This window comes from Nocardia sp. NPDC005978, assembly GCF_040614455.1.
Taxonomy (GTDB): Bacteria; Actinomycetota; Actinomycetes; order Mycobacteriales; family Mycobacteriaceae; genus Nocardia.
The window spans coordinates 83,748-110,356 of record NZ_JBEXUS010000012.1 but is presented as its reverse complement, the minus strand read 5'-3'; the positions used below and the strand labels follow the sequence as shown (position 1 = coordinate 110,356).

Sequence of the window (26,609 nt, the reverse complement as noted above, 5' to 3'; positions counted from 1 at the left end):
CGAATTATCGTGCACTATCGCCGGAGATCTGGCGGAAACCGCCACTTAAGGGCCGACAGTGCACGATAAGTAGGGGTCGCCCGCAACTCGGCAATTTAGTGTGTTCTGCCGCATCGCCTCGGCTCGTGCCTCATCGAATCGGCGGAGCCAGCGGGTTCGGTCAGTGCAACCAACGAATGCGAGGTGCTCGGTCAATCGCGAAGCGGTGGGGAGGTCGGCTCGTGAGGTGCCGGCACCAACGGAGCGGTGATCGGAGGCAGAGGTGCCGCTGGCACTTCACCTACGGGCGGGCCCGACCTCAGCACGAAGACCATGAGCGCGGCGAGGATCAACGTGACCGCGGCAATCATGCGGGCAACCTGCCAGCGCAGTGTAACGAGATACTCCCTCAGCGTGGCAGCTCCGACAGCCATTGATCTCCCTTGATGGATGCGTTCGTCCGCATGATCGTTGGACTGTGCCTGACCATTACCGCCCAACAGCCCGCCACAGAGCTCATAGCATCCGGCAGAACTATGGCGCAGCTTGGTGATCCGCACGACCAGCGGCAGATGCGGTTGTTCGCCCCGGGGCACGGGGCAGCCGTCGCAAGGAGCCAGTCGGCCCGCCGACGGCTACATCGCCGACTGGAGTGCGTGGCTGATCGCGGCCAGCTCTCCTGGGGCGCGATCGGCAGGGTGGCGTCGGCTGGATTGCTCGTCGCAGGTCCAGACTCCGGCGGCGTCGACGGACCAGGACTCGTCGCCGCAGAATTCGCGCTCGGTGAGCAGCGCTGTCGCCTGGCGTGCCGGGTCGGTCGCACCTACCGCGCGCAGCGCCTTCGCGAGCACCTCGGTAGCCTCCGGCAGCGGTAGCGCCGCATCGCCGAGGATCGGGAGGAGACTCAGCAGTCGGGCCGCGGTGCGCTGGATCCCACCGGTGCCGGCAGGCGCCGCCGCCGCGGCGAGTTCCGGCCAGCGTATGCCCGCGTAGGAGCCGTGCATGTCAGTTGTACTGAGCGCCAACAGGTCCGGTGAATCAGCGAGCCGCAGGAGGTAGCTGGTTTCGTACTCGTAGTCGGTACCCGGCGTCAGCTCGTAGTTCTCGTACACGATGAACATCTTGTGCCCGCCCGCCAGCGGTATCGGCAGCACCGGCCAGCGCGCGGAATCGGTCAGGCGATCCCGCATGTGCAGGAACTCGTGGTCGGATACCCCGAAGAATCGGTCGGCGTCGTTGACCGTGCCACACAGGTGATAGGACCAGAATGCCGGGTTCGCAGTGAGTTCGGTCGCGTCGTACAACTCCGCTCGCACGCCGGCGTCCATGACATATCCCAGAAGCTCCATCCGCCCATCATCGCGGAGGGATCACCGGCGTCACAGCGGTCGGACACGCCCGTCACCGTTTCGCTCACCGCGCCAAGCGGCAGTAGCGGATGCTCCTACACCGAGGTCGGTCGGACGCTACAGCTGCTCTCGTGGAATCCCGAGCTCGGCATCGAGATATCCACAGTCATCGTCGGATGCGTGGCGGAACGCGGTGAAACGCAACTGCTGTGGATCCGGCACCGACAAAACATCCCGAAATGTCGCTGCCGTTCTGGACGCGAGTACCTCGCGAGTCGGACGCAGTTCAGTGTTCTCGTCCTCATCGATCCACAACGGTGCATCGATTTGAGGCAGGCGCGCTTCGTCTCGCGACCAGCCCAGACTGGACATACGTCGATCGCACTCCTCGACATCCAAATCACCGATGTCATGGAGGATTATCTCGGTTGCAGCGTCCTTGTCACAGGCGAACTGGATGAAACTGGCATCACGTGAACGAGTCGGGGCCGCGAGAATCAACGCGCTGTTGCGTGGCATGGTGGTCAGCGCCCATTCCAGCCGGCTGGCGAAGTCGCCCCATTCCGTGCACTGTTCGGGAGCACCACGCAACGTCGGGCGGTCCGGAGAAGCAACCATGAGCAGATCCCAGCGGCCCGCGTCACCTGGCCCATCGTGGCTCCACACCTTCGAACGTAGGTCGTCGACACTCATCTCGAGGCCATCTCGCATGACGCCCACGACCGACTCGAACACCTGCCGGCGCTCGCTGCGCGTATACGAGGGATACAGGCTCGTTTCCCACTGCCGCGGGAGATCCAGATAGCCGTAGGGATCCTCACTCACGTCGTGTGAAAACTGCGCGTATGGTTCCCAATCCCCATCCGACCGTTCGATGGACAGATCGAGCTTAAGCCTGTCGGCATAACTTGGAGGCGCATCGACGAATATCTCAACCTGGTGGCCGAGGACAGAGAATTCTACGTGGTGTCCTCGAGCATGGTCAGTCAATTGAATGCGCTGGCCAGCCATACACCGCAACCACTCATCACCACTTCCCTCCGGAACGAAATGGCCTTCCATCCATCGCAGCAGCGCTGCCCAGCCGTCAGAATCCAATTCCCGCACCCCACGTCATAGACGACCATCAAAGGCCACTACCAACAAACTGGCCGAACGGTACGTGAACACACCGACACATCCGACTGCAAGATCCGCCTTTGTCAGGCAGCCAGTGCACGAAGCTCGGTATGAGAGTGCGGTCATGGGCAGCCGATCAGTGAATACCGCTGGTCCGGAATATGTCTCGCCACCGATCGGGGTGGTCGGCTACCCGCCGAGGCCGACCACGGGTGGACTACCGCCCGAGCAGGACGCTGAGCAGCGAGACCACGAACAGCAACGCGAACAACACGATCGGGATGCCGACGACCGCGGTCGCGAGGATCGGGAGGGGGCGGCGCATCAGGGGTTTGCCCGGATCCATCGGGCGGCGGGGGCTACCGGGGATCGGGGGCGGCAGCTCGGCGACCCGTTTGTGTGCGGCGACGTTGATCAGCATCGTGATCGGGTTGATGAACAGCGACATGATCCCCCACCAGCCCAGGATCAGGCTCTGCTCGGTCAGCCGGCGCGAGGTCGCCAGGCCGCAATCGCGGCAGAACGGGCCGGGTGAGCGCAGGAACTGCATGAAGATGATGAAGGCGCGGTGACCGCGCAGGTCGACGTGGACCGCCGGGGTCGCACCGCAGTATCGGCAGTACACGCCGTTGGCGGCGGTGACCGGTGTCGGCGCCGGGAAGTGCTGCGGTGCGTGCGAACCCGCGTGCGTACCGGTGAATGAGTCGTGCAACGTAGTCCCCCATGCTATTGCCCCTGTGCGGCGCGATTGCGCGCGGAGCGCACAGTAGCGGCGGGACATGCGCTGTGGCAACCTCAGCCGAGGCCGTCCTGCACCGGGTAGTCGATGACCACCACACCACCGGAGGCGTAGTTGACGACGTCGGCCGCGGCCCGTCGGCCGTACTCGGAGGCGCGTGCCGCGGCCAGGGCGGCGGCGTCGGCGAAGTCCGCTTCGAAGACCGCGTAATACGGCGACTCCGCGGTGGTCGCCGCCACCTCGAAGCTATAGCGGTATGCGAGCAGGCCGGGCCACTTTGCCACCAGCGGAAGGTGTTCGGACACGTAGTAGTCGCGAAAGTGATCTGGGTCGGCGGGCGCGGGGTAGAGGACTACCAGCTTGTGCATGACTGTCTCCCGGTGAGTGCGTATCGCGATCGGTTCCATCGCTATCTGTGCAGGTTATGGCTCGATGTGCGGCCGAGGGAAAGGTCGGTGCGCGATAGACTCAGAACGATTCGTTATCAATCGGCGGGGAGGGCGAGTGGCTCCGGACACGGTGAGCCTGCGGTACTTCCTGGTGCTGGCGCAGGAATTGAATTTCACCCGCGCTGCCGCTCGGATCGGTATCGCACAGCCCGCGCTCAGCGCTCGGATGCGCCGATTGGAGTCCGAGCTCGGTACGAGCCTGCTGGTTCGCAACACCCGCAGCGTCGTGTTGACCACGGCCGGCGTAGCCTTGGCCGAGTCGGCCCCGCCCGCGCTGGCGGCGCTGGACCGGGCGTGGGACACCGCCAGGCGCGCGGGGTCCGGCGAACTGGGCATGCTGCGCATCGGATACAGCCTCAGCACAGGCGCAGAGACCGTACCTGCTCTGGTGGACACACTCATCCGCAGTAGTCCTGGACTCGAGGTCACCGCGGTCCCCATGGCGACGCCGGAGATCTCCCCCGCAATCGCCGACGGCAGCATCGATGCGGGCATCACCCGAGGTGAGCAGCCCGGTCGCGGAGTACGCCGATTCGCACTGCGCCGGATGCGCGTCGGAGTCCAACTGGCACAGCATCATCCACTGGCCGAACACCCGGAGATCGAGATCCTCGCCGCGTCCACCTACCCGATACGCCTCCCGGACCGCGCCGCCAACCCCACGGTCCACGACCAGCTGTCCGCCCTGTTCGGCGGCACCCATCCCCGGTTCCACACGCCCCCGGTCACTTTCGACATGTCTTACAGCGGCCTGCGCGACGGCCGCACCCTCGCCCCGTCCGGCGAAGCCGCTGTCACGACCCAACCGCCCGGACTCACCTGGCGACCACTCCGCGCCGCACCGCCCCTGACGATCTACCTGGTCCTCCCCCGCGACCAGTCGCCCCTGCATCGTCGCGTCCGAGCGCTTGCCAAAACCCTTGCACTCGAATCACATTGGCTACCAGACTGACGTGCTGCGGATTCCGCGAACGAACCTCGAGCCGCCGAGCGCAATGTGGATGGAGCACCGGCGCAGATCCGGTGTCCTATCCGGTCCGTCAATGACCGGAGGGCGGCCACTGCGCCGGTGAATGGTTCGGCTGGAGCTGTTGCGGAGGCGTCGTAACGGACGACGGGCCGTGCGGCCTGCTCCCGGCGGCGAGCGCCCCCGCGGTCAACACCAAACCGCCCGAGCCGAGCCCGGATGCGGCCGTACTCGACCGGTAGATCGCCGACAGGATATGCACGCGAGAAGGCCGCGCCGATGCACGACGACATCACTGCAGCCGCTGATCGAAAACTGCCGACTTCGCTGAGGTTCCGGAGAGCGCCCGGGAGATATCCCCGGTCTCGATCGCCGCGCTGGGAGATCCCTGCTCAGGCAGCGGGCTCGTAGGAACCACCCTGCTGGCGGACGATCACGCCGAGTCGGTTCGCGGCATTGATCTGAGCGACCAGGGCGACCAGGGCCGCTGTTTGGTCGTCGTCGTAGTGTTTGCGCACCTGGGTCCAGGTCTCGTCGGAGACGCCGGGGTGGGCGTCGGCTATGCGGGTACCTTCCTCGGCCAGCGCGAGCGCGGCCCGCTCGGCGTCGGTGTAGACCGTCGCTTCGCGCCAGGTCGCGAGCAGATTGACGCGCACCGCGGGTTCGCCGGCGTGCGCGAGATCCTTGCTGTGCACGTCGGTGCAGTAGGCGCAGCCGTTGATCTGACTCACGCGCAGCATCACCAGATCCTGTGTGGCCCGGGGTAGCTCCGACTGGACGAGCACCATGCTGGCATTTCCGAACCGCTTCGCGAACTTGGCGCCGAGGTCGTTGGTGAACAGGTTGAAACGGGGTTCCATGACATCGTCTTTCGAGTGGTGTTGTTGTGCTTGACGACCATGAGATGCCGACGGCGCGAGCCCCGTGACAGGGTGTCGCTGTGACTCACCCCACTGCGCCGGGCTGTCACAAAGCGGGCGGCCCCGGCATCCCATGTCCGCGAGAGACACGATCGAACGGACGGGAAGTATCGATGAGCCGACCCGGCAGCACCGCCACGGAAACGTTTGTGACCCACCGGAACCTGCTGTTCACCATCGCCTACGAGATGCTCGCCTCGGCCGCCGACGCCGAGGATGTGCTGCAGGAGACCTGGATCAAGTGGATCGGCGTCGACCTGGCGACCGTGCAGGATCGGCGCGCGTATCTGGTCCGCATCACCACTCGCCAGTCCCTCATGCGGCTGCGCGCCCTCGGCCGCCGGAAGGAGTCCTACGTCGGTCCCTGGCTACCCGAACCGCTGCTCACCGCACCGGATGTGGCCGAGGACGTGGAGCTCGCCGACAGCGTGTCGATGGCCATGCTCCTGGTTCTGGAAACCCTCGGCCCCACCGAACGAGCCGTCTTCGTCCTGCGCGAGGTCTTCGACCTCGACTACGACGAAATCGCGGAGGCGGTCGGTAAGACCTCCGCCGCGGTCCGCCAAATCGCCCACCGCGCACGCGGACACGTCGCCGCCCGCCGCCCGCGCGGCAGCGTATCCCCGACGGACACACGGGACGCGGTGGCGGCATTCCAGCGCGCCATCGACACCGGTGACATTCAGGGTCTGCTGGACAGGCTCGCCCCGGACGTCGTCTTCCTCGGGGACGGCGGCGGAATCAAACAGGCTGCACTGCAACCGATTATGGGTTCGAACGCGGTCGCCGCGCTGCTGGCGGCTGCCCTCCCTCGGATCGGCCGCGAACTGTCTGCCGAGCCCGTCTCCATCAACGGCTTCCCCGCGCTGGTCCTCCGGCTCGACGGTGAGATCGACACGGTGATCGCCATCCACGTCGACGACGGGCTCATTACCGGCCTCTACTCCGTACGTAACCCGGAGAAGCTGTCGCGCATGGCCCGGGAGACGGTCCTGCACCGCTAGTCATCCGACCGGACGCGTGAGGGCCGAGCACTACGGAGACCCGAACTCGCGGAGGCCGGCCTGACTGCGTGCGGGTCCAAGAGGGCGAAGCCGTGTTCGGTGATCAGTCGGCGCGAACCTACCGGCCTCTGGACCCGGCATTACCCGAGAGGTAATTGGATGCCCCGGCATCGCGTCCTACCGTCGAAGAGTCGTTCGGTGACACGATCCCGCCCGCCCGGTGCGTAGCCCTTTCCTCGAAGGAGTTCCCTTGTCCGCCTATGGTTTCGCGCATCTACGCGCTCGCCGCCCACACCCGGAGATCCTCGAGTATCTGGAGCGGATCCAGGCCACCCTGGACCCGTTCGAGGGTCGCTTCGTCATTCACGGCCCGCCCGCGGAGGTGGTGGAGGGCCACTGGCCCGGCAGCATGGTGCTGCTGGAGTTCGCGGATCTCGACCGTGCCCGGGCCTGGTATCACTCCCCTGCCTACCGCGAGATCGCCCACCTGCGCACAGACCACATCGACGGCGACCTGCTGCTGATCGAGGGCGTCGGCCCCGGCTACGACCCGAGCGAGCGAGCCGCCAAACTCCGCGCCGAAGCCTGAGGTCCGCGCCGGGACCCCGCCCTGACCGCAGGAACTACTCGGTGCGCCGGGAGATCGAATCCGCTTCCGGCGCAGCGCGTCTGACGAGTAACTCAGCGGTGGTCGTACAACCGAACATGCGGGGCAAAAGCTCGCAACGCCGACTTCAACGCCCCGACGTCGAGATCCCAGCCCTCCACCGACTGGGAACACTGCAAAAGACGATCGTCAGGCGGACCGCTGAGCGCGGAGGCCACCGACAACATCGCTGCCTGAGGTCAGGTCTGCGGAGGCGTGGCGCTGATCCGCAGAATTCCGATGTTGACGCCGCCCGCTATGCCCGTTCGTTCTCGCCAGAGTGACACGACCGCAACGTCATTCCACTCGACCCGGTGCGTCTGTGCCTCGTACTTCAGCGGCGGCCCACCAAGTGTGATGCCACGCTCGTCGACTCGAATCGCCACCTTGCGGGACAGCGAATTGATCAGAATCAGAACGAAGCCACCACCGAACAATGCGACACAGGAAATCGTGAAGACGGCACCCCGGTCCGACACGAAGACCGCGCTCAGCGTCAACACCGCCGTCCCCACCAGCAATAGCACCGACTTCGCAGTGAACCCGAAACGCTCTTCATAGATCATCAACCGCCACGATATCGAACCGAAATCCGTTGAACCACAAGATCGGCCACGCTGGGCTGGGTGACTGGGCAACGCTCGAGTCTCGACGACCACCATTGGGTTGATCATCAGTCGCAACCCATGTCTTCCGCGACCGATGCGGTCCGCGGTCTCGGGACCGCGTACGGGTGCACCCGATCGCCTTCGAAATTGATCCAGCACAATAGGGCTGGTGCGGGCCACCGACCTCGAAGATGCGTTTGTTCGATACCTCGACAACCGCGGCTATGCCCTCGACAACATCGACGCTTCCACCGCGATCAGTTCGATGGCCGGCTTCTACACGCGACACCGCGTGACCGATGTCGATCTCGACGCCGATGGTGACATGCTGCTGTTCCAGTGGGGCACCTACGGAACCGACCAGCAAGAGTTCGTCTACGACATCACCCGGCAGGTGATTGCCGGTACGGGCGACGACGACACTATCCGCCAACTCTCACTCACGCTCTACTTCCCGACGGGAGCGGGATCCCACAGCCTCGGAAACGGCAGCCGATGGTGCCCGCATCCCGAGCAAGCCACAGAGTTTCTGACCCTGGTTGAAGATCAGCCCGCAACGTCCTACGTCGGCGGCGCGCGCCCGATCCGAACCCGAGTCACCTTCGACCACGCCGGATAGGGCGCTTATCGGAACGAGAGCGCGTTTGCCAGGCAGCGGCCTCGAGCCGGTTCGATCAGCGACCGGCGGAAGTTCTGAACGCTTTCGCGCACGCAGGTCTGGATGGTTCGCTCCGGCATCGGACAGATGGCGACCCCTCAGAGGCATATTACCGTGCACTATCGCGGGAGATTTGGCGGAAACCGCCATGGAAAGGCCAATAGTGCACGATAAGTAGGGAGTCGTAGAAACTCGTCAGACGAACCGGCAGAAGGTCGAATGTCGAACGGCACTACCATGATTCGATCAGCGCGACCTCGTGATCGCGGCGCCGCCACTGGTCGGTGAGGCGCGCGAGGCGGTCAGGGGCGGTGATGCCGCACACGACTGCGATCTTGTCGTCACGGATCTCCAGGATCGTAACCCCCACAACCCGGTCGTCGAGGGTGACGAGCATGGCCGGGCAGCCGCTGACCACGGTGGCGTGGATCGAGGGTGAGCCGCCGACCAGTCTGCGTTTGGCCGCTGACGGTTTGAAAGCACGTAGCGCGTCGGCGAGGCGCTGCGGGGTGGAGTACCGGATCGGCTTCTCGGCCACACCCAGTCCGAGGCCGGCGCCGTCGGAAAGGCCGGTCGCGTCGTCGGTCAGCAGCGCGATCAGGTGTTCGGTCCGGCCGGAAGAGGCGGCGGCGACGAACGCCTCGACAATTCGACGCGCGGAGGCGGGGTCGATGTCAGTGCTGTTGCGAGCGAGAGCGATTCGACGTCGGGCTCGGTGGGTGTGTTGCTGGCTCGCGGACTCGGTGATGCCGAGAATCTCGGCGATCTCGGAATGGCTGTAGGCGAAGGCCTCGCGCAGGACGTAGGCGGCTCGTTCGACGGGCGCGAGCCGCTCCATGAGCATCAGCACCGCCAGGGTCACCGATTCGCGTTGCTCGGCGGTGTCGGCGGGACCCAGCATCGGATCACCGTCCAGGAGCGGTTCGGGCATCCAGGCGCCGACTGTGCGTTCGCGCCGCATCTTCGCCGATCGGAGCCGGTCGAGCGCGAGGTTGGTGACGACCTTGGTCAGCCAGGCCTCGGGCACCTCGACGTACTCACGGTCCGCGTCCTGCCACCGCAGGAAGGCGTCCTGCACCGTGTCCTCGGCGTCGGCGGCCGAGCCGAGCAGCCGATAGGCGATCGCGGCCAGTCGATCCCGACTGGCTTCGAGTTTCGCCACGGTGGCGGTGTCCATGAGCATACGCACGACCTTATGCAGAGTTCCCGGACCGAGTTGTACGCAGGGCTTCAATCGGGCAAAGCACGCACCGAATGCGATCGGTAGGCGAAGGAGGCCGGCCGACTCCGGCCTGCCTCGCGACGTGGTTGGCGGCACAGCAGAGCTTCACGCGGGAACCGCGTCGTGCTCGCGGGTGGCCATACGGTACCTGTGCTTCGGCATTCCGAGGGTCGGGTGGAACAGGGCCCACACCGATATCCAGAGGGTTGCCGACTTGACGCGCACGGCTGTCCAACCGGTCAGAGCCCCCGGCTTGGCTCGCCACTCGCCGTCGAGCAACTGGAACAACGCGTCCTTGCGACCGAGGCTGATGTGGTTGGCGACGTAGGACTGCTTCACCACGGCAATCTTGCACCCGGTTCGATCCCCGACGATCGCGGCCGCCGCCTGCCTGCTGCTGGATCCCGCCGTGGCGCAGGACATCGGCAACGGCCGGCCGTTGTCGCCGACGACGAAGGCGCTGTCACCGGCAACGTAGACATCCGGGTGCGAGACCGACCGCATCTGACTGTCGACTGTGATCTGGCCGTTGGGTTCCACCGCGAGGCCGCTGGCGGCCGCGATCGGGTGCACGGCGAAACCGGCGGCCCACACCGTCGCGTCGGAGGCGAACACGGTGCCGTCGGTGGCGACCGCCGCTGTCTCCTCGACCCGCTCGATAGGGGTGTGCTCGTGGACGGCGATACCCAGGCGGTCGAACGTGCGCAGCAGGTGAGCACGGGCCTTGGGCCCCAGCGCGCCACCCAGTTCGCCCCGGGTGGCGAGGGTGATGCGAAGTCCTGGACGGGATTCGGCGAGCTCGGCGGCCGCCTCGATCGCCGTCAAATTGCCGCCGACAACCAGAACCTGCCCGTCCTCGCCCAATTCGTCCAGGCGTGCGCGCAGGCGCAGCGCGGCGGGTCGCGCTGCCACATGGTGTGCGTACTCGACCACGCCGACAACGCCCGGGTCGGCGGCAGTACTGCCTAGCGCGTACAACAGGGTGTCGTACCCGAGCCGGTCGACGCCGTCACCGTCGACCACCGCGACAGTTCGGCGCTCGACATCGACCTCGCTCACCCGCGCCACGCGAAGTCGAATACCGGTGCCCGCGAACACCTCCGCCAATGGCAGGTGGCGAAGATCCTGCCCGGCGGCGAGTTGATGGTTGCGCAGCCGCTCGACGAAGTCGGGTTCGGCGTTGACGACGGTGATCTCGAAGTCGTCGGCGTGAAGCCGGCGAGCCAGGTATGCGGCGGAGAAGGCTCCGGCGTATCCGGCTCCGAGGACGACGATGCGGTGCTTCATGATTCGCTCCTGTCTGGTTCGCGTGCCCCTTGAACGAGACAGCCCCTGATTTCCTGACAGAACCGGCCAGTGATCTGGATCACGCCTTCGGAACCGTCATGCGAGCGATCCTCCGAAGTGCAACCGGTCCCGCCGAGAGGCAGCGCACCGCGAGTCGGGCGGGAGGGACGTTCGTGCGCAGGCGGATACGATTCGGCGGATCGGCGGCCGCACGTTAGTCACGGAGAACCAGCTATGCCCGAGAACCCGTCTGTGAACCGAGCGCACGGACCTGCATACGGCGCGGAGACACCGGCGTCGGCTCGGGGAGCCGGGGCGCGATACCTGGCGGGGCTCGGGGTGTCGGAGCTGGCGCTCGAATTCGATTGGGACGAGCCGATTCGTAACACCCTGCTCGATGACGACGACGAGCGGGATCTGCTGTTGGCCGACCAGTTGGGACTGTTGCGAGACGAAGCGGTTTTCGGGCTCGGGATCGCGGCGGCCGAATGGGTTGTCGCGCGGATGGGCGGGCACGGCGGCGACTCGGACCTCGCGGACGTCCGATTGCGGATCGAGGCGATGTGGGCGCTGTGCGCCGAACCGCGCTACGCGCGGCTGACCGACCCCCCGGTGTACGCCGACCACGCCGAACCGCGCAGCGTAGAGCCGCTGTGGGTCTGCAGCACCCTGCTGTTCTGGTTGTACGGATCAGCCGTTCAGGGCGACGAGTTGCAGGGCGAGTGCATGTCGCTCATCCTGCTGGCCCGCCGGCTGATGGGGCCGCACCGAGAGTTCGCACGGTGGTTGAGTGACGCCATCGCGCAGGCGACGCTGTCGTACGCGGTCGCCGACGACGACCCCGATGATGAAGACGCCCAACTGGTGTGGAAGCCGGTGCCGCCGGAGTCCTTCTGGCCCGGCTTCGCCTGGACGACCATCGAAGACGCGCACGCGCGAGTGGACGCATTCCTCTCGGGGCTCGACCCCGCGCGCAACCCCTATCTGCGAACGGCCGATGACATGCTGACCCACGGCTTCGCGGGAACCCCTTACGGCGGCTGAGACTTTCGACCGATCCCCCGCGCTACACGCGGAGAGAGACGCCCGTGCGGGACTCGGAAACCTTCCAGAGTTCAGCGGCAACCGCGAGATCCGAAGCCGCCGCCGAACGGCCGACGAGAGTCGGGTGACCGCGGTACTCGTAGAACCCGTCCGGGCCGACATAGGACGCGCCGGGTAGATCCTGGCTGGCGGCGAAGAGCGTCGGCAGCGCGCCCATCTCCGGCTCCTGGGCGATGGCCTTGTTGCCCAACCGCATCGCGAAGTCGAGAACGGGCTGGGCCGAATGACTTTGGAGGTTCGTCGCCGCCCAGCCCGGGTGCGCGGCGAGGGAACGGCGGGAATCACGCGCGGCATCGAGGCGGCGTTGCAGTTCCAGGGTGAACAGCAGGTTGGCCAGTTTCGACTGGGAATACGCCGCGGCGGGGTTGTAGCGGCGGCGCTGCCAGTCCAGGTCGGCCAGGTCGATCGTGCCGCGGCGGTGGGCCTGGGAGGAGACCGTGACCACCCGGTCGGTGATGTGCGGCAGCAGCAGGTTGGTCAGGGCGAAATGGCCGAAGTGGTTGGTGCCGAGCTGGCGTTCGAAGCCGTCGGCGGTGGTTCCGAAGGGCACCATCATGATTCCGGCGTTGTTCACCAGGACGTCGATGTCACCGGACCAGCCGTCGGCGAACCGGCGGATCGATGCCAGGTCGGCCAGGTCGAGTTCCCGGACCTCGGTGTCGCCCTCGATCCGCCGGGCGGCCTGTTCGCCGCGAGCGGTATCGCGCACGGCGAGGATCACCCGCGCGCCGGCCCGGGCCAGTTCCCGGGCCGTCACCAGGCCGAGCCCGCTGTTCGCGCCGGTCACGACGACGGTGCGGCCCTTCATCTCGGGGAGATCGGCTGCGTTCCACTGTGAGTTCGTCATGACCCCAATGTAGACACTGTCCACAAAGTGGTCAATGTCCACATGAATGCTAGGCTCGGGCACTATGGCCCCCGATCGTCGATACCACCACGGTGACCTGCGAGATCAGCTTCTCGACGGCGCGGAGAAAGCGCTGCGCGAACACGGGGTCGAAAAGCTGTCGCTGCGCCAGGTCGCCCGTGAAGTCGGCGTCACCCACAACGCGCCGAGCCGGCATTTCCCGGACAAGCAGGCGCTGCTGGACGCGTTGGCGCTCAGGGGTTTCCGGCGACTCGGCGACGCGTTCGTGGCCGCGGCCGCCACCGGCGACGACCTGCCCGTCGAGGACCGGTTCAAAACCTTGGCACGCGCGTATCTCGACTTCGCACTGCACAATCCGACGCTGCTGACCTTGATGTTCGCGCGCAAACACAGCGCGTCCAGCGGCGCGGCGATGGCCGAGGCCGTCACCCGCGCCTTCGCGGTGCCGGTGGCGATCACCGCCGAGGGCCAGGCGCGCGGCGAGGTGATCGCGGGCGACCCGCTGCGGATCGGCTGGACGGTCGCGGTCGCCCTGCAGGGTCTGGCGAGCTTCGCCGGCGCCGGATTGATCGCCCCGGATGCCATCGACGATCTGCTCGACGACACCGTGACCCGGTTGACGCGCGGCCTGATGCCGCGCCCCTAGCGCACCCTTCCGACAGGAGAACTCGTGAGCACCGCCATTCACCATCCGTTCGACGACGCCGTACATCTCGCGGCGACCGGCACCGGAACCTTCACCGGACAAACCAGTCCGCGCTACGCCAATATGGTCGGCCCGTTCGGCGGGATCACCGCCGCGACCCTGCTGCAGGCCATCACACAGCACCCGCAGCGCCTCGGCGAGCCGCTCTCGCTCACCGTCAATTACGCCGCGCCGATCGCCGACGGGCCGTTCACCATCATCGCGACACCCACGCGGACCAATCGCTCCACCCAGCACTGGAACGTGACGATGACCCAGGGTGAGGTGGTGAACACCACTGCCACAGCGGTTTTCGGCGTGCGTCGCGATTCCTTCGGCGCCACCGAGATCACGCCGCCGCCGGTCGCGGAGGCGCGAACGATCGACCCCGAGCGGACGCCCGAGGGCATCGCCTGGATGGACAATTACGAAATGCGCTTCACCGCGGGCGGTCTCGGAGCACTCGGCTCGTCGACGGCGAGCGATTCGACCACGACGCTGTGGGTCCGGGACAACCCGCCGCGACTGCTGGATCAGCTGTCCCTGACCGCGCTGAGCGATGTGTTCATCCCCCGGATCATGGTCCGTCTCGGGCGGCTCGTGCCGGCCGGAACCGTGTCGCTGAGCATCTACTTCCACGCCGACGCCGCCACGATCGACAAGGTCGGCGACGAGCCCATCCTGGCCACGGCCCGCTCCCAGCACTTCGGCACCGGCTTCGCCGACCAGACCGCCGAGCTGTGGACGGGCGACGGAACCCTGCTCGCCACCGGCCATCAGCTGGTCTACTTCAAAGCGTGATCCACCCCCGGCAGACGGTCCGACCGCCTGCGACGGCTACTCCGGATTCAGCGACTTCCAGGACTTGCGGGTCACCGCGGCGGTGCGCAGGTTGACCAGGAACGTCCAGCCGTCCCGCAGGATGAGGCCGTCGGCGTCGACACGGGTGACCTGCCAGGTGTCGCGGCGATTCGGGACCGGGGCGGCGGTGAATCTGCCGAAGCGGGCGTCGGGCGCGTTGGCTCGCACCAGGGCGATGGCCCTGTCCGCTTCGTCTGCCGTTGTGGGCTCGGCATCGCCCAGCGTTGTCATGGAACTGTTCACCTCGTGTCGCGGCGCGGGCGCCGCGGGATCGATCTTCGATTCTTGTCGCGCATGCGGTTTCGGGCTCGGGCGGGCCGAGCCGATCCCGGGGTTCGCGTGTATGACACGAGAGTTCCCGGGACCGGCGTGCATCATGCCTGATGCGTCGGCGTGCCGCTGATGCGACCCACGGGAATTCGAGCGGCAGCACATGCTGTGCCACAACGGTTTTGTCCGGCAGGCGCCGGACCTCAGGGGTTGGACGCGGACGGCACGGCGGAATCCCCACCGACGCCGGGGTCGAGCGGCGGCAGGGCGAGGACCGCGCGGCAGGTCGCGATGATCAGCTCGTCGAGGTGTCCGGGCACCGCCTGATCGGCCAGCAGATGCCGCCGCACGGCCCCGTAGGGCACGTCTACGATCGCGAAAACCGTTCGCTCGTAATCGATGTCGGCACGACGATCGGCGAAGGACCGCAGCGCGTCCAGGAGCGCCGAGTTCACCTGTTCGCGGTCGGCGGCCAATTCCATGGGCCAGCGCGGCACGAGGGCTTCACCGGTGTGCCGTACCAGCAGCGCCGCCTCGACCGGGTGTGCCCGACACCAGCGCGGGGTGTGCAGCGCGGCGGCTTCGAGATCGCCCGCGGCCAGGGCGGTGAGCAGCCCCTCCTGGAAACGGCCGACCGTGCGCAGCCACAGCGCGGCCAGCAGCAGATCCCGCGAGGGGAACCGGTGATACATCGACCCGACCGGCCCGCCCAGTTGCCCGGCGATGGACGCCATCGTGATCGACGCGACCCCGCCCTCGCCCGCCAGCGCCGCCGCGGCGTCGAGAATCCGGTCCCTGGTGAACTTCGCGGGCCTTCCCATCGCTCCCCTGCTTCCCATATAGTTTCATCATTCTAGAATCCAGATTCTAATACAGGAGTGGCCATGTCCACCGCTACCGAACCCGTCGAAACCTTCTACACCGCGGTGCTGTCCGGCGACGCCGGCGCGATCCTCGCGGTCCTGCACCCCGATTTCGAGATACACACCGCCCCCGGCCTTCCCAGCGGTGCGGGCGGCACCTTTCACGGCCCGCACGAGGCCCTCGCCAAGGTCTGGGGTGCGGTGAACCGTGACTTCGACACCGCTCCCCACCCCGAGTCCTGGTCCGAGACCGCCGACGGAACGATCGTCGTCACCGGCCACTACCGCGGCACCGCACGCGCCACCGGCCGCGCCTACGAAGCCGAGTTCGCCCACTTCTGGCGGGTGGATTCCGGCCGCATCCGCTGGCTCCACCAGTACACCGACACCGCTCGCTGGCACGAGGCGCTGATCCCGAACGGGCGGTGACTCGCGAACGTTCGTCGGACTCGCGAACGTTCGTCGAACGACCGCGGCCCTCGCCGGATACGGTTGGACGACATGCACTCTCGAATGGACCTGACCGCCGAGCTCGTCCGGGATCTGCTCCGCGAGCAACACCCCGACCTGGCGCATCTTCCGGTTCGGCTCGGCGCGCGGGGCTGGGACAATCAGCTGTGGCGGCTCGGCGACGATCTGGCGGTGCGGCTGCCGTGGGCGACGGAATCCGCGGATGCGCTGTTGCGCAAAGAGTTTGCGTGGGTGCCCGCGATCGCGCCGCACCTCCCGCTGCCGGTTCCCGTGCCCCAGCGCCTGGGCGAGCCGTCCGAACGATTTCCCCGGCCGTGGATCGTGACCACCTGGGTTCACGGTGAGCCCGCCGATCGCGCCCCGATCACCCGCGCCACCTCGGCCACCAGGTTGGCGGCTTTCCTGACCGCCCTGCACCAACCCGCTCCGGCGACGGCGCCCACCGGCCGGGATCGCGGCGGGCCGCTGTCGCGCTCCACGGCCAGGTTCGCCGAGCTACTGGGTGCGCTGACAGAACTGGGCCTGATTCCCGATCCGGCCGGGGTCCGCGCGGTCTGGGAGGACGCCGTCGCCGCACCCGAATGGCGCGGCCCCGCGCTGTGGCTGCACGGTGACCTGCATCCCGCCAATGTCCTCACCGCGCACGGCGCCCTCCGCGGCGTCATCGACTTCGGCGATCTCTTCGCGGGCGATCCGGCGTTCGATCTCGCGGCCGCGTGGATTCTGTTGCCCGACGGCGCGACCGACCTGTTCCACACGGCGTATGGGACGACCCCGGGCGCGGACAGGGAACACCTGGACGCGACGCTGCGCAGGGCTCGCGGCTGGGCGGTCTTGCGGGCCTTCGCCGGGATTCTCATCGGCGACGCCGGACTGCGCGGGCGGCCCGGCGGCAAGCCGACGTGGGGTCCGCCCGGACAGGACGCGCTGCGCCGACTGCTCGAAAGTCGCCGCTGATCGGGCGCGGATCGCCGCCGGGTCGGCAGAATGGGGTGATGATGCGGATCGAGGCGGTGCGAGGGGACATCACCGAGCAGCGGGTGGACGCGGTGGTCAACGCGGCCAATTCCTCCCTGCTGGGCGGGGGCGGGGTCGACGGGGCCATTCACCGCAAGGGAGGTGGTGAGATCCTGGCGGCCTGCCGGGAGCTGCGCGCCTCGAAGTACGGGAAGGGCCTGGGCGCCGGGCAGGCTGTGGCCACCACCGCGGGGCGGTTGCCGGCGCGGTGGGTGATTCACACGGTGGGTCCGGTGTGGTCGCCGGACGAGGACCGTTCGGGATTGCTGGCGTCGTGTTATCGGGAATCTTTGCTGTTGGCAGCGGAATTGGGGGCGCGGACGGTGGCGTTTCCGGCCGTCTCCACCGGGATTTTCGGGTGGCCCATGGACGACGGGGCCCGGATCGCGGTGGAGACGGTGAACGCGTCGGAGGCCGATCTCGAGCTGGTGCGGTTCGTCTTGTTCGACGATCGGGCGCTCGAGATCTTCGCCGCGGCGGTGCACGAACTCGGGCGTTGAGCACGGCCGCCGGACACCGGGTATCCGAGGGACACCGATGAGTTGTGCGAGCCCGAGGCGTCAGTACTGGTGAACGGTTTCGAACCAGGAGGATTTGTCATGCCGAAGTTCATCACCATCGGGTACGGCGACCAGGCCGGTTACGAGGGCACCGACGCGGGGATCCGGGACGCGGCGCACGCGCACGATGCGCGGCTGCGGGACGCGGGGGTCGAGATGGGAATCGCGGGGACGCCGGTGCAGGTGCGGAACCATGACGGGGCCGGGGTGCGGACCTCGGAGGGGTCGTTCATGAAGTCCGAGCTGCCCGTCGCCGGGTTCGCGGTGATCGAGGCGGAGAGCCTGGCGGACGCCGTTCGGCTGGTGTCGGAAACGCCCTGCGCGGTGGCGCAGGGGGTGGTCGAGGTGTGGCCGTTGCGGGAATCTCCCTAGGGCACATCGCGACCCGGTCAGGACACGGTGACCGCTTCGGCGTGCGCCTTGAGCGCGTGCAGGGTGGCCGGGATGCCGTGCAGCGCGTGATTGTCCCGCGGCTCGCCCAGCGGTCCCGAGAACCGCAGCAGGCGATGGAAAGCCGAGGCGTTCGGCCACTCCCGGTATTCGGTGACCAGGGTGCCCTCGGGATGCGGATCGAGGCAGTAACCCCAGTGCGGGCCGACGATGTGCACGCGAAACTCGAAGTGCCGCAACGGCGCGACCACCGTGACCTCGCACGGGGTCGCCCACACGACGGGCCCGATGCGATTGAGGCCGACGAACCAGGATCCGGTGCGCGGGGCGGTCCCCCGGTGCAACCGGTAGCCGCGGCGGTTCTCGGTGCTCCAGCGGCCCATGCCGGTGACATCGGTGACCAGCTCCCAGATTCGTTCGCGCGGTGCGGCGATGAGCAGCGACATCGCATCGGTCCGGGCGTGCTGCGTGCGGGTGCGGATCACGCCCTCCGGCGGGCGCAGGTAGCGCCCGAACGTCGAGTCACACTGGTCAGCCATACGAACCTCACTGTCTGAGACAATCCCAGGGTATCGTGCGGGCTCGGCGCGGGCAAGCGGCCCCGCGGTCCGGGCAGCCGCCGAACCGCGCGGCATACCCCTGCGGCCGATCCACGATTCGCGCCGACCCGACAGTGCATCTCGCGTCCGGCCCCGCACGGCGCATCTCACGCCCGGCCGATGCCCTGTGAGGGCTTGCTTACTTTCCCGTTACCGGAAGTGATTTTCGGGAAACCCCAGGCCAATAGCGTATTCAAGCATGTCGACCACAGTGGATTCCCGCTCCGCCGCAGCGAGCGGACACCTGCGCGACATGGTGTATTCCACCCTGCGCGACGAACTCATGAACGGGCGCATCAAGTTCAGTCAGCGCCTGACCGAACCCAAAATCTCCACTCGCTTCGGCATTTCCCGCACCCCGGCCCGCGAGGCGCTGGCCATGCTCTGCTCGGACGGACTGCTGCGCCGCGACGAGGTCGGCTTCAGCCCGGTGCGGCCCAGCATTCCGCTGGTGCGGGATCTGTACGAATTGCGAATCACCCTCGAGCTGGGCGGAATTCAACGCGCCATCACCAACCCCGGTGTGCGCCACGATCACGCGCTGCTGTGGGCCGAGCGTGAACGCTGGCTGTCCCTGCGGGCCAATCCCCCGGTGCAGGAGCCCTCGTTCGTGGTGGTGGACGAGAAGTTCCACGTCGCGCTGCTGACCGCGTCGGGCAACACCGAGATGGTGCGCGCGCTGCTCGCGGTCAACGCTCGCATCCGCCACGTGCGGATGTACGACTTCATGGTCAACAACCGCATCGAGGTCACCATCGCCGAACACCTGGCGATCCTGGATGCCGTACTGGCGGAAGACCTTCCGCTGGCCTACGACCTGCTGCGCCTGCATATCGGCGAATCGTTGGATGTCGTTCTCGACCGAGTCAGCCGGGCCATGGTGGCCATGTCCCTGGCGACCGAGGAGTAGGAATATGAGCCTGAATTTCGACACCCTGCTGGTGGCCAATCGCGGGGAGATCGCCTGCCGCATCATGCGCAGCGCTCGCGCGCTCGGGCTGAAAACGGTGGCGGTGTACTCCGACGCCGATCTCGGCGCGGCCCACGTGCGCATGGCCGACACCGCGCTGCGACTCGGCCCCGGACCGGCCGCCGAGTCGTATCTGCGCGCCGATCGCGTGATCGAGGCCGCGCTCGCCGCCGGTGCAGGCGCAATTCATCCCGGCTACGGATTCCTGTCCGAGAACGCCGAATTCGCGACCACGGTCGCGGCCGCCGGACTCGCGTTCGTCGGTCCCACACCCGATCAACTGCGCGTGTTCGGCGACAAGCACACCGCTCGTGAAGCCGCTCGGGCCGTGGGCGTGCCGCTGGTGCCCGGCAGCGGCGTCCTGGATTCGGTCGAGCACGCGGTGGCCGAGGCCGAGCGGATCGGCTACCCGGTCATGCTCAAGGCCATCGGCGGTGGCGGCGGCATCGGCATGCAGGCGTGTTTCAGCGCCGACGAGCTGGTCACCGCGTACGACCGCGTGCAGCGCCTGGCGCTGGCCAACTTCTCCTCCGCCGGAGTCTTTTTGGAGCGCTTCGTCTCTCGCGCCCGGCACGTCGAGGTCCAGGTCTTCGGCGATGGCGCGGGCCGGGTGGTCAGCCTCGGCACGCGCGATTGCTCGCTGCAGCGCCGCAATCAGAAGGTCATCGAGGAAGCGCCCGCCCCGGGGCTTTCCGATGAGGTCGTCGCGGAGCTGCTGGAAACCTCACGCGCGCTGGCGCGTTCGGTCGGGTACCGCTCGGCGGGCACGGTGGAGTTCGTGTACGACACCGAACGCGGCGCGGCCTCCTTCCTGGAGATGAACACCCGCCTGCAGGTGGAACACCCCGTCACCGAGGCGATCACCGGCGTGGATCTGGTGGAGTGGATGCTGCGCCTGGCCGGCGGGGACGCCACCATGCTGGACGAGCTGCCCGAGGCCGGTCCGGCGATCACCGGGTGGGCCGTGGAGGCCCGCGTGTACGCCGAGGATCCCGGCAACGATCACCGCCCCAGCGCCGGATTGATCACCGAGACACGGTTTCCCGAGGACGCTCGGGTCGATTCCTGGATCGGCACCGGCACCGAGGTCAGCGCCTACTACGATCCGTTGCTGGCCAAGGTCATCACGCACGGTGACACTCGCGCGGCGGCCTTCGACCGGCTGACCGCCGCGCTCGGCGAGACGCGCGTCTACGGCGTGCAGACGAACCTGGCCCAGTTGCGCGCCGCCGCCACCGCTCCGGTGGTGCGCGCGGGGTCGCACATCACCGGCTCGCTGGCCGAGATCGACTTCTCGAGCCGCCGCGTGGACGTCGTGCGGGCGGGCACGATGACCACCGTGCAGGATCATCCGGGCCGAATCGGGTTGTGGGAGGTCGGTATTCCGCCGTCCGGCCCGATGGACGATCTCTCGTTCACCCTGGCCAACATCGCGGTCGGCAATCAGCCCGGGGTCCCGGGGCTCGAGTGCACGCTGCAGGGCCCGCGCTTGCGGTTCGCCGGCGCCGCGGTGATCTGCGTCAGCGGCGCGCCCGCTCCGGTCACCGTGGACGGCGCGCCGGTCCCCCAGTGGGAGCCGGTGACCGTGGCCGCGGGGTCGGTGCTCGATATCGGCGCGCCCGCCGATGCAGGGTTGCGGACCTACCTCGCCATTCGCGGTGGCATCGACGCCCCGCTGTATCACGGCAGCGCTTCGACTTTCACGCTCGGCGGGTTCGGCGGCATCAACGGCCGCGCGGTCGCCGACGGTGACGTGCTGGGCATCGCCGCCATCGGCGATGATCCGCATCCCGGGGCGGGGCCGGTGCCGCTCGAGCACCGCCCGGTGTTCACCCACGAGTGGGAGCTGGCCGTGGGCGAGGGTCCGCAGACCGCGCCCGCCTACTTCACCGACGCCGATATGGCACAGTTCTACGGGCAGCCGTGGCGCGTGGGCAGTCACGCCAACCGCACCGGAATCCGGTTGGAGGGGCCCAAACCCGAATGGTCCCGCGCCGACGGCGGTGACGCGGGCCTGCACCCGTCCAATCTGCACGACAATCCGTACAGCGTCGGAGCGCTGAACGTCTCGGGCGATACCCCGATCCTGCTCGGTCCGGACGGTCCCAGCCTCGGCGGGTTCGCGTGCCCGCTGACCGTGGTCTCGGCCCATCGCTGGAAGCTCGGCCAGGTGCGCCCGGGCGATGCGCTGCGCTTCGTGCCGATCGGCGATGACACCGCGACCGCGCTGCGGTCCGACACCGCGACCCGGGCCGCCGGCGCGCTCACCGACGAGGGTGCGGCCCTGCGTGATCGCGGCATCCTGGGTGCGGCCGAGACCGGCTCGGATCGGCCCGCGGTGCGCTATCTGCGCGGCGGCGACGACAACATCCTGGTCGAGTACGGCGAGATGGTGCTCGATCTCGGGCTTCGCATGCGGGTGCACGCGCTGGCGCAGGCCCTGACCGCCGCCGCGCCCACGGGCATCATCGACATCACCCCGGGCGTGCGGTCCCTGCACATTCATTTCGATCCCGATGTGCTGCCGCAGCGCCGGCTGCTGGGACTGCTCGCCGAGCTGGAGCAGGAGCTGCCCGCCACCGGGGATCTGGTGGTGCCCAGTCGCACGATTCGTCTGCCGTTGTCCTTCGACGATCCCTCCATCGCCGAGGCGATCGATCGCTACCGCAGTGGAATTCGCGACACCGCGCCGTGGCTGCCGTCCAATACCGAGTTCATCCGCCGCATCAACGGCCTGGACAGCGTCGAGGACGTGCGGCGCACGGTGTTCGACGCGGAATACCTGGTGCTGGGGCTGGGCGATGTGTATCTCGGTGCGCCCCTTGCCGTTCCGCTCGATCCGCGGCATCGCCTGGTCACCACCAAGTACAATCCCGCGCGCACCTGGACGCCCTCGGACGCGGTCGGCATCGGCGGCAAATACCTGTGCGTCTACGGGATGGCCTCCCCCGGCGGCTATCAGCTCATCGGGCGGACGATTCCGATCTGGTCGAGCTACCGCCAGTCCGCGCCGTTCGAGGACGGCACGCCGTGGCTGTTCCGGTTCTTCGACCGCATCATCTGGGAGCCGGTGAGCGCCGAACAGCTCCTCGACCAGCGTGCCGCCGCCCAGGCCGGGCGGTTCGACGCCGAGGTCAGCGAGGGCACGTTCGCGCTCGCCGATCACCTGCGGCTGCTGGCGGACAACGCCGAGGACATCGCCGCGTTCGAAGCCCGCCAGGCCGCCGCGTTCGCCGCGGAGAAACAGGCCTGGCATGCCGCCGGTGAATTCGACCGCTCGGTGGTGACAGCACCGCCGCCCGAACCGCACGACGACCTGCTCGCGGATCTGCCGCCGGACGCGTCGGTGGTGACCGCGCCGATGGTCGGCAACGTGTGGCGGGTCGACATCGCCGAGGGAGACACCCTGCGCGAGGGTGATCCGGTGGCGGTGCTCGAAGCCATGAAACTCGAACTGCCCGTGCCCAGTCCGGTCACCGGCACCGTGCTGCGGGTACTCGCCGCGCCCGGCGCCAAGGTCGAACCCGGAACCCCACTAGCCGTGATCGGAGTCGCTGAATGACCAACCTGGAGATCTCCCCGTCCGCGCGGGTCGCTGCCGCGTTCGCCCGCATCGCCGCGGCCGATCGGCCCGAAGTGTGGATCACCCTGCGGGAGCGGGCCGATGTGGCCGCCGACGCGCTCGCGGTGGAACAGCGGATCGCCGACGGCGCGGACTTGCCGCTGGCCGGGCTGCTGGTCGCGGTCAAGGACAACGTGGACGTGGCCGGTCTGCCGACCACCGCGGGGTGCCCCGAATTCGCGTACACCCCCGCCGATACCGCTGCCGCGGTCGAGCGCCTCACCGCGGCCGGTGCGATCGTGCTGGGCAAGACCAATCTCGATCAGTTCGCCACCGGACTGGTCGGCACGCGCAGCCCGTACGGGGCGGTGCGCAACGCGCTCGATCCCGAGCTGATCTCCGGTGGGTCGAGTTCGGGTTCGGCGGTCGCGGTCGCGCTGGGCATCGCCGATATCGGAATCGGCACCGACACAGCGGGTTCGGGGCGGGTGCCCGCGGCGTTCCACGACATCGTCGGGATCAAGGCCACGCTCGGGATCATTCCCACGCACGGGGTGGTGCCCGCGTGCGTGGATTACGACGCGCTCACCGTGTTCGCCGGATCGCTCGACACGGCGGCGATCGCGGCTCGCGTCATGGCCGGGCCCGAACCGCGCGATCCGCGCAGCCGGCGCTGGCCGTCGGATATCCGGCTCGCCGCGCCGCACACCCCGCGCCTGGCCATTCCGGTCGCCGCGAATCTGGAGGCGCTGAGCCCGGAGTACGCCACCGCGTTCGAGCAGACCGTGGCCGCGGCGGTCGAGGCGGGCTGCAAGGTCGAAACCGTGGATCTCACCGGGCTGTTGGATGCCGCCCGGCTGCTGTACGACGGGGCGATCGTGGCCGAGCGGTACGCGGCGGTCGGGGAATTCCTGGCGACCGGGCCGGCCGGGGCGGATCCGACCGTGGCGGCGATCATCGGCGCGGCCGCCACACCCACGGGTGCGGCGTTCGCGCGGGATCTGGACGCGCTCGCCCGCGCGCGCACCGAGGCCGCGGTGCTGCTGGAATCGTTCGACGCGGTGCTGCTGCCCACCACCACCGAGCATCCGAGTCTGGCCGCGGTGGCCGCGGATCCGGTGGGGATCAACCGCCGGCTGGGCACCTTCACCAATTTCTGCAATCTGCTGGATATGGCGGCGGTGGCGGTGCCGGGTGTGCCGACGGCCACCGGTGCGCCGTTCGGGGTCATGGTCGTGGTTCCGGCCTTCGCCGATCAGATCGCGGTCGACATCGCCGCGCGGCTGCAGACCGGCGGGCCCGCACCGCTTTTCGCCGACCACGGGGTGCACCTGGCGGTGTTCGGCGCGCATCTGCGCGGGCAGCCGCTGCACTGGCAGCTCGAGGAGCTCGGCGCGCGGTTCGCCGGGGACATCCACACCAGCGATGCCTACCGGCTCACCGCGATGGACACCACCCCGCTCAAGCCCGGCCTGGTGCGCACCGGGCCGGGGCAGGGCGCGCCGATCGTCGGGGAGCTGTTCCTGGTGTCCGAGGCCGGTCTGGGCCGGTTCCTGGCGGCGCTGCCCGCGCCGATGGCGCTGACCAGTATCGAGCTGGCCGACGGTCGTTCGGTGGTGGGCTTCACCGCGACCCACGACGCGACCGCCACGGCCACCGACATCACCGAGTACGGCGGCTGGCTGGCCTACCTGTCGCGGCCGCGCTGACCCGGCCGTAACCGGGCCGTCAACCCGGGTTCCCGAGCCCGCGAGGGTGCGGGCGGTGCGGCGACACGCCGTGAACTCCCCCGCCGCGTGCACACTCGCGGGCGATGAAATCTTCTGTGCCCCACACCCGTGCCCGTACCGACCGCGCTGTTCGCCCCCGCCCCGGGGGCGAATTCGCGAAACCGAAGTTGATCACTATGCTCTCCGGCATGGGGAGGAACTCCGCGGTCTGCTTCGCGTTCGCCACCGTCGTCCTGGTCTCGGGTTGCGACAGCGTCAGCGGTCTCGACACCGATCCCAAACCCGCCGAGTCGGCCGCGACGGCTTCGAGCACGTCGCAAACGACTTCGGCGCCAACGAGTTCCGCTCCGGCCGGACCGGTGGCGCTCCCGGACTGCCCCGAAGGGGTGGTCGACGAGCTCGACTGCCGCGCCCGCACACAGGACAAGACCGGTGTGGTCTTCGATTCCCGGCGCACCCCGGAGGGCACCGTCACGATCGAGGTGATCGCCCCCGACGGCACCGTCACCCAGACGATCACCGAACAGGCGGGTGACCGCTCCGCGAACCCCAGGGCCATCGACACCGATTCCGACGGCCGCGACGAGCTCGTCATTCCCGTCGAGGTGGGCCCCTACTGGTACCGGTTCGTCGTCTATCACGCCACCGGCGATGCCACCGAGTACACACGGGCCGGTGAGTTCCCCGGCACGGGAATCGATCCCACCCCGGACGGTCTGGCTCATACCGCGCACAAGAACGGCTATCAGTCCGTCACCCATACTTTCTGGACCTACGAGAACGACGTCATGGTTCCCGTCGTCATCGCCGAATCGAAGTTCACCAACGGCACCGACGCGCCGCCGGTATGCACCATCACCAGCGCCCCCGGGCTGAGCAAGACCGCCTTCAAGACGGTGGCCGCCGCCCGCACCCACTTCTGTGCCCTGACCATGGAGAACTGACTGCCTCGATCCAGTCTCTTTCGTCGCGTCCAAGCGCGTCACACCGGTGACGCGCTTTTCGCGAGTCATCCAGCCGAACACTACTTTTCCCGCCGGAACTCACCGAGCGCAACAGCTGGTTGCCCGCCCCGGCGCGCTCACCGAAACTGCGAGGCTTTCAGGCCGGGCTCACGCGGGAGTGGCTCGCGTGCCGGTTTCCCGGGTGACCTGGCGTGACCGGCGTCAGTCGGTGACGTCCGGGGGGATCTCCGGCAAACCCTCGCTGGCGCGCAGTTTTTCGGCCATCGCGGTCAGGAGGTCGGCGGACTCCGCGCTCAGGTCGTAGGCGCGGGAGGAGAGGCGGCGCAGGTTGTAGGCGTGCAGGGAGGACAGGAGCTCCAGGTCGTGGTCGATCGTGGCGGCGTAGCGATCGTCGAAGAAGTAGGCCGGGCGGACCCGGAAGAAGTTGGCCAGGGCCACGACCAACTGATCGGAGGGGTTCGTGCGCCGGCCCGAGCGCAACTGGCTCAGATACGGTTTGGCGATCGGGTGCCCGGCCGCGGTCAGGGCGGCGGCCACCTCGGAATTGGTATGGGGGGCGCGGCCGGGCGGGTGGACCGTCTCGAAGAGTTTGTTCAGGCGGGTCGCGAAGTCCGAGGGCTGCCGGACGGCGCCGCCGGGCACCCGCCGCACGATCGCGTCGACCAGTTCCTGCGGCACCCGCTCGCGCAGGCGTTGCAGCACTGGATCATTCAGCGAGGACTCTTCGAGCAGCGCGGCGACCCGCCG

28 protein-coding genes are annotated in these 26,609 nt (G+C 68.1%); 15 read left to right on the top strand and 13 right to left on the bottom strand.

Annotation, left to right across the window (positions count from 1 at the left end):
* Positions 1–614: 614 nt before the first annotated feature.
* The 4 genes from ABZ319_RS08235 to ABZ319_RS08220 all read right to left on the bottom strand — a co-directional run bounded on the left by ABZ319_RS08235 (position 615) and on the right by ABZ319_RS08220 (position 3,554).
* Entirely contained in the window at positions 615–1,328 is a 714-nt protein-coding gene (locus tag ABZ319_RS08235; protein ID WP_354985639.1) for a hypothetical protein, read from the bottom strand.
* A gap of 117 nt (positions 1,329–1,445) precedes the next feature.
* Positions 1,446–2,435, bottom strand: coding sequence for a hypothetical protein (locus ABZ319_RS08230; RefSeq protein WP_354985638.1), 990 nt, complete (start codon positions 2,433–2,435; stop codon positions 1,446–1,448).
* A gap of 229 nt (positions 2,436–2,664) precedes the next feature.
* Positions 2,665–3,159: a hypothetical protein gene (locus ABZ319_RS08225; RefSeq protein WP_354985637.1), complete on the bottom strand. Its 495-nt coding sequence runs from the start codon at positions 3,157–3,159 to the stop codon at positions 2,665–2,667.
* Positions 3,160–3,242: 83 nt separating this feature from the next.
* Entirely contained in the window at positions 3,243–3,554 is a 312-nt protein-coding gene (locus ABZ319_RS08220; RefSeq protein WP_354985636.1) for an EthD family reductase, read from the bottom strand.
* A 136-nt stretch (positions 3,555–3,690) separates the two neighbouring features.
* On the opposite strand from ABZ319_RS08220, the gene ABZ319_RS08215 reads away from it, so the two are divergent.
* The gene (locus ABZ319_RS08215; protein ID WP_354985635.1) at positions 3,691–4,587 is read left to right on the top strand and encodes a LysR family transcriptional regulator; all 897 of its coding nucleotides are present in this window, start codon (positions 3,691–3,693) and stop codon (positions 4,585–4,587) included.
* A gap of 407 nt (positions 4,588–4,994) precedes the next feature.
* On the opposite strand, the gene ABZ319_RS08210 is transcribed toward ABZ319_RS08215, so the two are convergent.
* Positions 4,995–5,462, bottom strand: a complete 468-nt coding sequence (locus tag ABZ319_RS08210; RefSeq protein ID WP_354985634.1) for a carboxymuconolactone decarboxylase family protein — start codon at positions 5,460–5,462, stop codon at positions 4,995–4,997.
* 173 nt (positions 5,463–5,635) lie between these two features.
* Here ABZ319_RS08210 and ABZ319_RS08205 point away from each other — a divergent pair, with 173 nt between their 5' ends.
* Together ABZ319_RS08205 and ABZ319_RS08200 are read left to right on the top strand one after the other, a co-directional pair.
* The gene (locus tag ABZ319_RS08205) at positions 5,636–6,526 is read left to right on the top strand and encodes an RNA polymerase sigma-70 factor (RefSeq protein ID WP_354985633.1); all 891 of its coding nucleotides are present in this window, start codon (positions 5,636–5,638) and stop codon (positions 6,524–6,526) included.
* A 250-nt stretch (positions 6,527–6,776) separates the two neighbouring features.
* On the top strand, positions 6,777–7,115 hold the full coding sequence (locus ABZ319_RS08200) for a DUF1330 domain-containing protein (RefSeq protein WP_354985632.1): 339 nt from the start codon (positions 6,777–6,779) through the stop codon (positions 7,113–7,115).
* A 257-nt stretch (positions 7,116–7,372) separates the two neighbouring features.
* On the opposite strand, the gene ABZ319_RS08195 is transcribed toward ABZ319_RS08200, so the two are convergent.
* Complete coding sequence (locus ABZ319_RS08195) at positions 7,373–7,738, bottom strand: hypothetical protein (protein WP_354985631.1); 366 nt, start codon at positions 7,736–7,738, stop codon at positions 7,373–7,375.
* A gap of 211 nt (positions 7,739–7,949) precedes the next feature.
* Here ABZ319_RS08195 and ABZ319_RS08190 point away from each other — a divergent pair, with 211 nt between their 5' ends.
* Positions 7,950–8,399: a hypothetical protein gene (locus ABZ319_RS08190; RefSeq protein ID WP_354985630.1), complete on the top strand. Its 450-nt coding sequence runs from the start codon at positions 7,950–7,952 to the stop codon at positions 8,397–8,399.
* A gap of 271 nt (positions 8,400–8,670) precedes the next feature.
* Here the strand turns inward: ABZ319_RS08190 and ABZ319_RS08185 are convergent, their stop codons facing one another.
* Both ABZ319_RS08185 and ABZ319_RS08180 read right to left on the bottom strand, forming a co-directional pair.
* Entirely contained in the window at positions 8,671–9,621 is a 951-nt protein-coding gene (locus tag ABZ319_RS08185) for a sigma-70 family RNA polymerase sigma factor (protein ID WP_354985629.1), read from the bottom strand.
* Positions 9,622–9,765: 144 nt separating this feature from the next.
* Complete coding sequence (locus ABZ319_RS08180) at positions 9,766–10,947, bottom strand: FAD-dependent oxidoreductase (protein WP_354985628.1); 1,182 nt, start codon at positions 10,945–10,947, stop codon at positions 9,766–9,768.
* A gap of 339 nt (positions 10,948–11,286) precedes the next feature.
* On the opposite strand from ABZ319_RS08180, the gene ABZ319_RS08175 reads away from it, so the two are divergent.
* A complete protein-coding gene (locus ABZ319_RS08175) occupies positions 11,287–11,991 on the top strand; it encodes a hypothetical protein (protein ID WP_354985627.1) in 705 nt (234 codons plus the stop codon).
* Between the two features lie 22 nt (positions 11,992–12,013).
* Here the strand turns inward: ABZ319_RS08175 and ABZ319_RS08170 are convergent, their stop codons facing one another.
* The gene (locus ABZ319_RS08170) at positions 12,014–12,898 is read right to left on the bottom strand and encodes an oxidoreductase (protein WP_354985626.1); all 885 of its coding nucleotides are present in this window, start codon (positions 12,896–12,898) and stop codon (positions 12,014–12,016) included.
* Between the two features lie 64 nt (positions 12,899–12,962).
* On the opposite strand from ABZ319_RS08170, the gene ABZ319_RS08165 reads away from it, so the two are divergent.
* Together ABZ319_RS08165 and ABZ319_RS08160 are read left to right on the top strand one after the other, a co-directional pair.
* Positions 12,963–13,565 (top strand): TetR/AcrR family transcriptional regulator, encoded by a 603-nt coding sequence (locus ABZ319_RS08165; protein WP_354985625.1) that lies wholly within the window; start codon positions 12,963–12,965, stop codon positions 13,563–13,565.
* A gap of 24 nt (positions 13,566–13,589) precedes the next feature.
* Positions 13,590–14,405: a thioesterase family protein gene (locus ABZ319_RS08160; protein WP_354985624.1), complete on the top strand. Its 816-nt coding sequence runs from the start codon at positions 13,590–13,592 to the stop codon at positions 14,403–14,405.
* 36 nt (positions 14,406–14,441) lie between these two features.
* Here the strand turns inward: ABZ319_RS08160 and ABZ319_RS08155 are convergent, their stop codons facing one another.
* Positions 14,442–14,696 carry a hypothetical protein gene (locus ABZ319_RS08155; protein WP_354985623.1) on the bottom strand — a complete coding sequence of 85 codons (255 nt, stop codon included), beginning with the start codon at positions 14,694–14,696 and terminating at the stop codon, positions 14,442–14,444.
* A gap of 242 nt (positions 14,697–14,938) precedes the next feature.
* Positions 14,939–15,556: a TetR/AcrR family transcriptional regulator gene (locus ABZ319_RS08150; RefSeq protein ID WP_354985622.1), complete on the bottom strand. Its 618-nt coding sequence runs from the start codon at positions 15,554–15,556 to the stop codon at positions 14,939–14,941.
* Positions 15,557–15,619: 63 nt separating this feature from the next.
* On the opposite strand from ABZ319_RS08150, the gene ABZ319_RS08145 reads away from it, so the two are divergent.
* The 4 genes from ABZ319_RS08145 (at position 15,620) to ABZ319_RS08130 (ending at position 18,018) form a co-directional block, all read left to right on the top strand.
* The gene (locus ABZ319_RS08145) at positions 15,620–16,027 is read left to right on the top strand and encodes a nuclear transport factor 2 family protein (protein WP_354985621.1); all 408 of its coding nucleotides are present in this window, start codon (positions 15,620–15,622) and stop codon (positions 16,025–16,027) included.
* Positions 16,028–16,099: 72 nt separating this feature from the next.
* Complete coding sequence (locus ABZ319_RS08140) at positions 16,100–17,026, top strand: aminoglycoside phosphotransferase family protein (RefSeq protein ID WP_354985620.1); 927 nt, start codon at positions 16,100–16,102, stop codon at positions 17,024–17,026.
* 38 nt (positions 17,027–17,064) lie between these two features.
* A complete protein-coding gene (locus tag ABZ319_RS08135) occupies positions 17,065–17,586 on the top strand; it encodes an O-acetyl-ADP-ribose deacetylase (RefSeq protein WP_354985619.1) in 522 nt (173 codons plus the stop codon).
* Between the two features lie 99 nt (positions 17,587–17,685).
* Entirely contained in the window at positions 17,686–18,018 is a 333-nt protein-coding gene (locus tag ABZ319_RS08130; protein ID WP_354985618.1) for a transcription initiation protein, read from the top strand.
* A 17-nt stretch (positions 18,019–18,035) separates the two neighbouring features.
* Here ABZ319_RS08130 and ABZ319_RS08125 read toward each other — a convergent pair whose 3' ends face one another.
* Entirely contained in the window at positions 18,036–18,575 is a 540-nt protein-coding gene (locus ABZ319_RS08125) for an SRPBCC family protein (protein WP_354985617.1), read from the bottom strand.
* 259 nt (positions 18,576–18,834) lie between these two features.
* Between ABZ319_RS08125 and ABZ319_RS08120 the strand changes: the two genes are divergently transcribed.
* From ABZ319_RS08120 to ABZ319_RS08105, 4 genes are all read left to right on the top strand, one after another.
* Positions 18,835–19,545 carry a GntR family transcriptional regulator gene (locus ABZ319_RS08120; RefSeq protein ID WP_354985616.1) on the top strand — a complete coding sequence of 237 codons (711 nt, stop codon included), beginning with the start codon at positions 18,835–18,837 and terminating at the stop codon, positions 19,543–19,545.
* 4 nt (positions 19,546–19,549) lie between these two features.
* Complete coding sequence (gene uca / locus ABZ319_RS08115; RefSeq protein ID WP_354985615.1) at positions 19,550–23,167, top strand: urea carboxylase; 3,618 nt, start codon at positions 19,550–19,552, stop codon at positions 23,165–23,167.
* A complete protein-coding gene (gene atzF, locus ABZ319_RS08110; RefSeq protein ID WP_354985614.1) occupies positions 23,164–24,876 on the top strand; it encodes an allophanate hydrolase in 1,713 nt (570 codons plus the stop codon). The genes uca and atzF overlap by 4 nt, the downstream gene beginning before the upstream one ends.
* 209 nt (positions 24,877–25,085) lie before the next feature.
* Complete coding sequence (locus tag ABZ319_RS08105; protein WP_354985613.1) at positions 25,086–25,841, top strand: hypothetical protein; 756 nt, start codon at positions 25,086–25,088, stop codon at positions 25,839–25,841.
* Positions 25,842–26,063: 222 nt separating this feature from the next.
* On the opposite strand, the gene ABZ319_RS08100 is transcribed toward ABZ319_RS08105, so the two are convergent.
* Positions 26,064–26,504, bottom strand: coding sequence for a helix-turn-helix domain-containing protein (locus tag ABZ319_RS08100; RefSeq protein WP_354985666.1), 441 nt, complete (start codon positions 26,502–26,504; stop codon positions 26,064–26,066).
* Positions 26,505–26,609 lie beyond the last annotated feature (105 nt).

Excerpts from the sequence above, each read along its gene's own strand:
- ABZ319_RS08145 (WP_354985621.1), top strand. The coding sequence starts at position 15,620 with ATGTCCACCGCTACCGAACCCGTCGAAACCTTCTACACCGCGGTGCTG.
- ABZ319_RS08130 (WP_354985618.1), top strand. The coding sequence starts at position 17,686 with ATGCCGAAGTTCATCACCATCGGGTACGGCGACCAGGCCGGTTACGAG.
- ABZ319_RS08135 (WP_354985619.1), top strand. The coding sequence starts at position 17,065 with ATGATGCGGATCGAGGCGGTGCGAGGGGACATCACCGAGCAGCGGGTG.
- ABZ319_RS08195 (WP_354985631.1), bottom strand. The coding sequence starts at position 7,738 with ATGATCTATGAAGAGCGTTTCGGGTTCACTGCGAAGTCGGTGCTATTG.
- ABZ319_RS08210 (WP_354985634.1), bottom strand. The coding sequence starts at position 5,462 with ATGGAACCCCGTTTCAACCTGTTCACCAACGACCTCGGCGCCAAGTTC.
- uca (WP_354985615.1), top strand. The coding sequence starts at position 19,550 with ATGAGCCTGAATTTCGACACCCTGCTGGTGGCCAATCGCGGGGAGATC.
- ABZ319_RS08105 (WP_354985613.1), top strand. The coding sequence starts at position 25,086 with ATGGGGAGGAACTCCGCGGTCTGCTTCGCGTTCGCCACCGTCGTCCTG.
- ABZ319_RS08140 (WP_354985620.1), top strand. The coding sequence starts at position 16,100 with ATGCACTCTCGAATGGACCTGACCGCCGAGCTCGTCCGGGATCTGCTC.
- ABZ319_RS08185 (WP_354985629.1), bottom strand. The coding sequence starts at position 9,621 with ATGCTCATGGACACCGCCACCGTGGCGAAACTCGAAGCCAGTCGGGAT.
- ABZ319_RS08165 (WP_354985625.1), top strand. The coding sequence starts at position 12,963 with ATGGCCCCCGATCGTCGATACCACCACGGTGACCTGCGAGATCAGCTT.
- ABZ319_RS08125 (WP_354985617.1), bottom strand. The coding sequence starts at position 18,575 with ATGGCTGACCAGTGTGACTCGACGTTCGGGCGCTACCTGCGCCCGCCG.
- ABZ319_RS08180 (WP_354985628.1), bottom strand. The coding sequence starts at position 10,947 with ATGAAGCACCGCATCGTCGTCCTCGGAGCCGGATACGCCGGAGCCTTC.
- ABZ319_RS08170 (WP_354985626.1), bottom strand. The coding sequence starts at position 12,898 with ATGACGAACTCACAGTGGAACGCAGCCGATCTCCCCGAGATGAAGGGC.
- ABZ319_RS08205 (WP_354985633.1), top strand. The coding sequence starts at position 5,636 with ATGAGCCGACCCGGCAGCACCGCCACGGAAACGTTTGTGACCCACCGG.
- ABZ319_RS08235 (WP_354985639.1), bottom strand. The coding sequence starts at position 1,328 with ATGGAGCTTCTGGGATATGTCATGGACGCCGGCGTGCGAGCGGAGTTG.
- atzF (WP_354985614.1), top strand. The coding sequence starts at position 23,164 with ATGACCAACCTGGAGATCTCCCCGTCCGCGCGGGTCGCTGCCGCGTTC.
- ABZ319_RS08150 (WP_354985622.1), bottom strand. The coding sequence starts at position 15,556 with ATGGGAAGGCCCGCGAAGTTCACCAGGGACCGGATTCTCGACGCCGCG.
- ABZ319_RS08155 (WP_354985623.1), bottom strand. The coding sequence starts at position 14,696 with ATGACAACGCTGGGCGATGCCGAGCCCACAACGGCAGACGAAGCGGAC.
- ABZ319_RS08120 (WP_354985616.1), top strand. The coding sequence starts at position 18,835 with ATGTCGACCACAGTGGATTCCCGCTCCGCCGCAGCGAGCGGACACCTG.
- ABZ319_RS08220 (WP_354985636.1), bottom strand. The coding sequence starts at position 3,554 with ATGCACAAGCTGGTAGTCCTCTACCCCGCGCCCGCCGACCCAGATCAC.